Origin of the sequence: Ruminococcus sp. RTP21359st1_H3_RTP21359_211015, assembly GCF_040909065.1 — a bacterium.
Taxonomy (GTDB): domain Bacteria; phylum Bacillota; class Clostridia; order Oscillospirales; family Ruminococcaceae; genus Hominimerdicola; species Hominimerdicola aceti.
In genome coordinates this window covers 99,943-106,133 of record NZ_JBDGDD010000008.1, presented here as the reverse complement: position 1 = coordinate 106,133, position 6,191 = coordinate 99,943, and the positions used below count along the sequence as shown (strand labels likewise).

Sequence of the window (6,191 nt, the reverse complement as noted above, 5' to 3'; positions counted from 1 at the left end):
GCCAAGCAGCGTTCTGACAATAAGCAGGTCGCTGTCTGTTGTTATCTTGAAATTAATAGCGTCGCCCTCTATAAGGTGGATAGGCTGGTTATTCATTGTGCATATCTGCGAAGTGCCTGTGATGACTTTTTTCTGCTCCTCAGTGAGGTTATCCTGCATTTGGATAAAGTGGGCAAGGCGGAAGCTGTCAGGAGCTTGTCCGCTGTAAAGCTCGCTTCTGGCAGGGATATCTTCAACATACTCTCCTCCCTTTGAATGGAGGATAGTATCTGCACATGGAAGTCCGCAGACGCAAGCACCGTATTCTGCGGCACAATCTATGGAATCGTTGAGTATCTTCTCTGTAACAAAAGGTCTTACGGCATCGTGGATAACGATAACATCGTCATCATGAAGTCCGTTATCATTTGTGATAGCGGTGGTGACATTATTTATAGTATCCATTCTTTCCTTGCCACCGAGGATCACCCTTACCTTTTCGCTTTCAGGAATATTCTTTTTCACCTGCTCGTTCATATAGTCCTCATAGTCCTTATGGACGGCGATATAGATATAATCGAATCTCTTTACCTTGAGCATATTTTCAAGGGTATAGATTATGATCGGCTTACCTCCGATCTCGATAAACTGCTTTGGTATTTTTGAGCTTTTAACTCTTGTACCTGATCCCCCTGCGAGCATTGCACCGTAAATCATAAACAAACTCCTTACTGATATTTATATAATAATAATGTATCTGACAAATAAATCATTGTGATACGCCGATAAAGTTTCGGCAGTCAACGGGCGAACGCTGTTCACCCCTACTTAGTATTCGCTGTTTTGTGACATAATATAATCGGCTATCCTTTCGGTAGAACGGCCATCGCAAGCGCCCATAAATCTTTCTCTGAAATCAGAAATGACAGTAGGGTCGGCTTTTCCCTGCTTTATGGCGTTTATAAGCTCCTCATTGGTCTTAACTATTGGTCCCGGGAGAAAGCTATAGTCATAGGGATAATAAAAGCCTCTATAGTCATAGAACTGGTCAAGGTCAAAAGCGTAGAATATCATAGGTCTTTCAAAGAGCGAATATTCAAAAATAAGCGAAGAATAATCGGTTATGCACATATCGGCAGTAAAAAGAAGATCCTCGATAGGCATATGTTCTGTTATGTCAAAGGCGAAGTCCTGACAATCCTCGGGGATATCCCACTCTTTTTTAACAAAGCCGTGTCTTTTTACAAGAAGCACCCACTCGCTGCCGAAATTCTCTTTAAGGGCTTTTATATCCAGCTTTTCGGGGATATAAGCCTTATCAGCGTCCCCACGATAGGTCGGGGCATAGAGCAGGACTTTTTTATACTGTGCGTTCGGGCAATTTTTATAAAGATTTTCAAAGGCTTTCACACGATTTTCCTCTTTAAAGAAAAAGTCGGTACGAGATACGCCTATTGCCTGCACGCTATTATTATCAAGGTCAAAGCCGAAAGCTTCCTTGAAAGCCCATATGCACTCTTTACTGCTGACGGTACAAAGTGTATAGCTTGTATGGGCAGGGAACTTTCTCAATTCTTCCAGCGACTCGCCGAAAGAGAGGTCGGTGATACTTTCTCCCCACTTTTTGAAAGCTCCGCAGGAATGCCATGTTTGAATGACCTTTGTGCCTTTTCTGAACTTAAAAGCGCCGAACAGATTACAGGTATCGTTAAGCAAAACGCAACCCACGTTTCCCATTAGCCAAGTAAGCTTCAGATATCTCAGCAGATAGCCCATTCCGCCCTTATTATTATGGACGTAATAGACCTGCGGATCAAGTCCTCTGGTCTTTATCTCCTCATAGATATAACGGAAGCTATCCGTCAGCGTACCGCTTCTTATCTCGGCAAAGATGACCTTGTTTTTTCTCAAAGGTCTAAGGCTTGACACTTTATAGCAAAGGGGATATACTCCTTTGAACATTATGATCTTGGCAGTGTTTCTGACCGCCTGTTTTAAACCGCTCATTTCTCACCCTACATTATATCATATTATGCGCCGTTTGTCTACACTTTAACAAATAACAGGACACTTTTGCGGCACATCTCACAAAAAAGCTTATTTTCTTAGCTTTATTATGCTCATTTTAACGTATGCACAACGCTAAAAAAGTTCTCTTGTGTAGTATTATAGTGCAGAACGGCAGAAGTGTCAAGGGGGTATTTGTAATTATGTAAAATATTTTGAATAATGAAAGTGAGTGTGAAAAAGGCTGTGAACGAGTTGCGTTCACAGCCTTGGGGTATCGTATTATTCCCACTCCACCGTTCCCGGTGGCTTTGAGGTTATATCGTAAACTACTCTGTTTACATGGTCTACTTCGTTTGTTATCCTGTTGGATATTCTTGCAAGAACATCGTATGGTATCTTTGCCCAATCGGCTGTCATGAAGTCGTCTGTTGTTACGGCTCTGATAGCTATAAGGTGGTCATAAGTTCTGTGGTCGCCCATTACGCCTACTGTCTGGACGTTCGGGAGAACTGCAAAGAACTGGCTCAGGCTGCTTTCAATTCCGCTTTTCTTGATCTCGTCACGGAAAACGGCGTCTGCTTCCTGCAACACTTTTATCTTATCCTCTGTTATCTCACCGATTATTCTTACGCCAAGTCCTGGACCTGGGAACGGCTGACGCCATACAAGCTCCTTTGGTATGCCGAGCTTTTCGCCGACTTTTCTTACCTCGTCTTTGAAAAGGTCGCCCAATGGCTCTATAACGCCGTCAAAGTTGATGTCCTCAGGCATTTTCACCTGATTGTGGTGAGTTTTTATTGTGGCAGCGTCGCCCTTTCCGCTTTCGATTCGGTCAGGGTAGATAGTACCCTGTGCGAAAAATCCGCCGTCTGCCTCTTCTCTGATCTTATCCCAGAACACTTTATAGAACTCTGTTCCGATAGTCTTTCTCTTTTCCTCTGGATCTGTTATGCCCTTGAGTTTTTCAAGGAACTGCTTCTGACAGTTTACTCTTACAAATCTCATATCGAAAAGTCTTGTGAAAGTTTCCTCAACAAAGTCGCCCTCGTCTTTTCTCATAAGGCCCTGATCTACGAACACGCAGGTGAGCTGCTTGCCCACTGCACGGCTGATAAGTCCTGCGGCAACTGATGAGTCAACTCCGCCTGAAAGTCCCAAAACTACTTTCTTATCGCCTATCTGCTCTTTAAGCTTTGCAACTGTGTTCTCGATAAAGTTATCCATTACCCAATCGCCTTTACAGCCGCAGACCTCGTAAAGGAAGTTTTTCAAAATGACGTTACCATACTCACTGTGAGTTACCTCAGGGTGGAACTGAACGGCATATATCTTCTTCTCTGCATTCTCCATTGACGCACATGGGCAATCATCTGAATGGGAAGTGATAACAAAGCCCTCAGGTGCTTCGCTGACATAGTCGGTATGGCTCATCCATACGATATTCTTATCAGGAACGTCCTTGAAAAGCTTGCTCTCTGCGGAGGCTGTTATCTCTATCTTGCCGTACTCGCTCTTTTTACAGCTTTCTACCTTTCCGCCGCTCATCCATGAAATAAGCTGACAGCCGTAGCAGATGCCGAGAACTGGTATGCCAAGGTCAAGTATAGCCTTGTCATAATGCGGGGAAGTCATATCATAAACGGAGTTTGGTCCGCCTGTGAAGATTATGCCCTTATAGCCTGCTGCTTTTATTTCTTCAAGTGGAGTTTCAAAGCTTTTTATCTCTGCATAAACGTGGTGATCTCTCACACGTCTTGCGATAAGCTGATTGTACTGTCCGCCGAAGTCAAGCACCAGTATCTTCTCATGTGACATATATTTACCTCTTTTCCTTATGTTTTTTTGAAATACATAAATATTATAACACGTTGCCGTCCCTTTTTCAAGAGCAATTTACACACTCTTTGAAGCATGGGGTAAATTAATTGTGAACACCTGACATCAAGCAGGAAAATATTCGTTGATTTTAGCTGTTGTAATTTGCTAATAGCTATGTTATAATAAATAGGTATTGTAAAATGCGTGTAAATCAACAGAAAAGAGTATATTGTAATGAAAGAACAACAAAACATTCAAACACAGCAGGCAAAGGATAAAAAAGGCTTGCTGAAAAAAATAGGAACATGGTTTGCGTCGCCTGACGGAATGCAAACATTACGATTTATAAGTGCCATAGTGGCAGTTATAATGGTAGGAGTCATCTGTGCTTTGTTGGGCATATACATGGACAAAGACAACTTCCTGCCGAAAGAACGAAATTATGCGCTTATAGGGGCTTGCGCTGTTGAGCTGGCACTGGTATTTATTATTGCGGAATTTTTCTCAATGCAAAAGAAGCTGAAAAAGAGCGAAACAAAAGGCTGCATCGACCCTTTCACGGCGGCTTTTATGCTTGGACTAAATTCTTATTTTCTTCCGGACTTTGTAATGGGGTCATATTTTCCAAAGAGCAATGTGCTTTACATTCTCCTTGGAATATTGCTCTGCTGGCTTTTATATCTTATAGGTGCGGTGATATTCCCGAAGCCACACGCCTGGTTTTGCGGAGTGAACGTCATATTTGCCATATATGCTTTGGCACAGTATTATGTCACCGAGTTCAGGGGAAATCCTGTTCAGTTTGCCGACCTTGCCAACATAAAGTCAGTCAGTGAGATAAACGGAATGTACTCACTGTTTTTAGACGGCAACGTGATGTTTGTGCTTTGTGATCTTATTCTTATTTTCGCTGTAACGGTGACGACAAAAGTAAGGAAGATAAAAATACGCAGCAGGATAATATCGGGTGTAGCTGTTATCACAGGGTGTTTCGTATTCGTATATGGTGGCAGGTTTGCCTATGACCTTGGTATAAAGAACAGATACATCAGGCTGAACTTTTCAGGTGCGGAAAATGCAGACACATACAGGTGCGTAGGCTATGACCTTATGTTCTGCTTCGACGGAATGTTTGATCGTGTGACGAAGCCTGATGGCTACTCCACTCAAAAGGCAGAGGATATCATAACTCAGTATGAGGCACAAAAGGCTGACAAAAAGCCTGCTATCATTGCTATCATGAACGAATCCTTTGCAGACTTTGAGCATATCGCTCAGTTCAAGACTAACAAAGACTATCTGCCCAACTATCACAAATTGCAGGAGGAAAGCATAAGCGGATATGTTTCCGTTTCGGCATATGGCGGTTATTCCTGCAACTCTGAGTATGAATTTCTCACCGGCAACACTCTTGGCTTTTTGCCGTCGGGAAGTGCGGTATTCACCCAATATCTCAACGACAAACAAAACGGTCTTGTAAGCTGGCTAAACGAGCTTGGCTACACAACGCAGGCTATCTCGCCTTGCTCCGAGGGACTATGGGATATAGGCAACGCCTATGAACAGCTTCAATTCAAAGACAGGATATACAATTGTCAGGACAGAATGAGCGATATCCAATATTTCAACGGAAATATCACAGATGAAACCATTTTCAGATATATTGAAGAGCAATATGAAAGACACGCAGGCTCGCCTTATTTTGTATGGACAGCGACCATGCAGAACCATGCGCCGTATGATGACCTCAGTTCTGTTCCGTCTGAGATAACCTTTGAGGACTACAACGACCCTGCGGCACAGGAATATCTAAATCTTATCTATCAGTCTGACAAGGCGCTTGGAGAGCTTATAGATTATTTCAGGAACAAGGACGAAGAGGTCATAATCGTAATGTTCGGTGACCATTATCCGCATATCATAAACTTCACGGAATATCTCTATGGCAAGGACGTGGCTTTACTTTCGACGGAGGATTACTCAAGACTTCGACAGACTCCTTTCCTTATTTGGAGCAACAAGGGAGTTGAAGCGGAGAAGATAGACGATATAAGCCTTAACTATCTTTCAAACGAGGTCATGGAAGCGGCTGGACTCCCAAAGTCGAGATATCAGCAGGAGCTTGACAAGATACGCTGTGACATTCCGATAATAAGCTCTTACGGCTACAAAATGGCTGACGGAGAATGGTATTCTATAAATGATGTGGCTGACAAATACAAGGACACGCTGAACGAATATGAAACTGTGCAGTATTACAGAATGTTTGATAAAAAGCGTGACAATAGTATAAATTAGGCTGTAAAAAAACACAAACAACAAAAAAAGTGGGACGTCGCATTTCTGCAATGCAGAAATTGCGCCGATCCCCTACAAAGCAATAA

Annotated in this window: 4 protein-coding genes; 1 reads left to right on the top strand and 3 read right to left on the bottom strand. The window is 42.8% G+C overall.

What is annotated here, in order from left to right:
- The 3 genes from AB5Z01_RS05070 to guaA form a co-directional block, all read right to left on the bottom strand.
- A partial coding sequence (locus AB5Z01_RS05070; RefSeq protein ID WP_368365362.1) for an IspD/TarI family cytidylyltransferase occupies positions 1 to 696 on the bottom strand: 696 nt, incomplete at its 3' end.
- Between the two features lie 111 nt (positions 697 to 807).
- Positions 808 to 1,986, bottom strand: a complete 1,179-nt coding sequence (locus AB5Z01_RS05065; protein WP_195387973.1) for a CDP-glycerol glycerophosphotransferase family protein — start codon at positions 1,984 to 1,986, stop codon at positions 808 to 810.
- A 282-nt stretch (positions 1,987 to 2,268) separates the two neighbouring features.
- On the bottom strand, positions 2,269 to 3,804 hold the full coding sequence (gene guaA, locus AB5Z01_RS05060; RefSeq protein ID WP_117905269.1) for a glutamine-hydrolyzing GMP synthase: 1,536 nt from the start codon (positions 3,802 to 3,804) through the stop codon (positions 2,269 to 2,271).
- Positions 3,805 to 4,041: 237 nt separating this feature from the next.
- Here guaA and AB5Z01_RS05055 point away from each other — a divergent pair, with 237 nt between their 5' ends.
- Positions 4,042 to 6,105, top strand: a complete 2,064-nt coding sequence (locus AB5Z01_RS05055; RefSeq protein WP_368365361.1) for an LTA synthase family protein — start codon at positions 4,042 to 4,044, stop codon at positions 6,103 to 6,105.
- The last annotated feature ends 86 nt before the right edge of the window (positions 6,106 to 6,191 follow it).

What these genes read in the sequence shown, in the direction of transcription:
- guaA (WP_117905269.1), bottom strand. Translation starts at nt 3,804, where the DNA reads ATGTCACATGAGAAGATACTGGTGCTTGACTTCGGCGGACAGTACAAT.
- AB5Z01_RS05065 (WP_195387973.1), bottom strand. Translation starts at nt 1,986, where the DNA reads ATGAGCGGTTTAAAACAGGCGGTCAGAAACACTGCCAAGATCATAATG.
- AB5Z01_RS05055 (WP_368365361.1), top strand. Translation starts at nt 4,042, where the DNA reads ATGAAAGAACAACAAAACATTCAAACACAGCAGGCAAAGGATAAAAAA.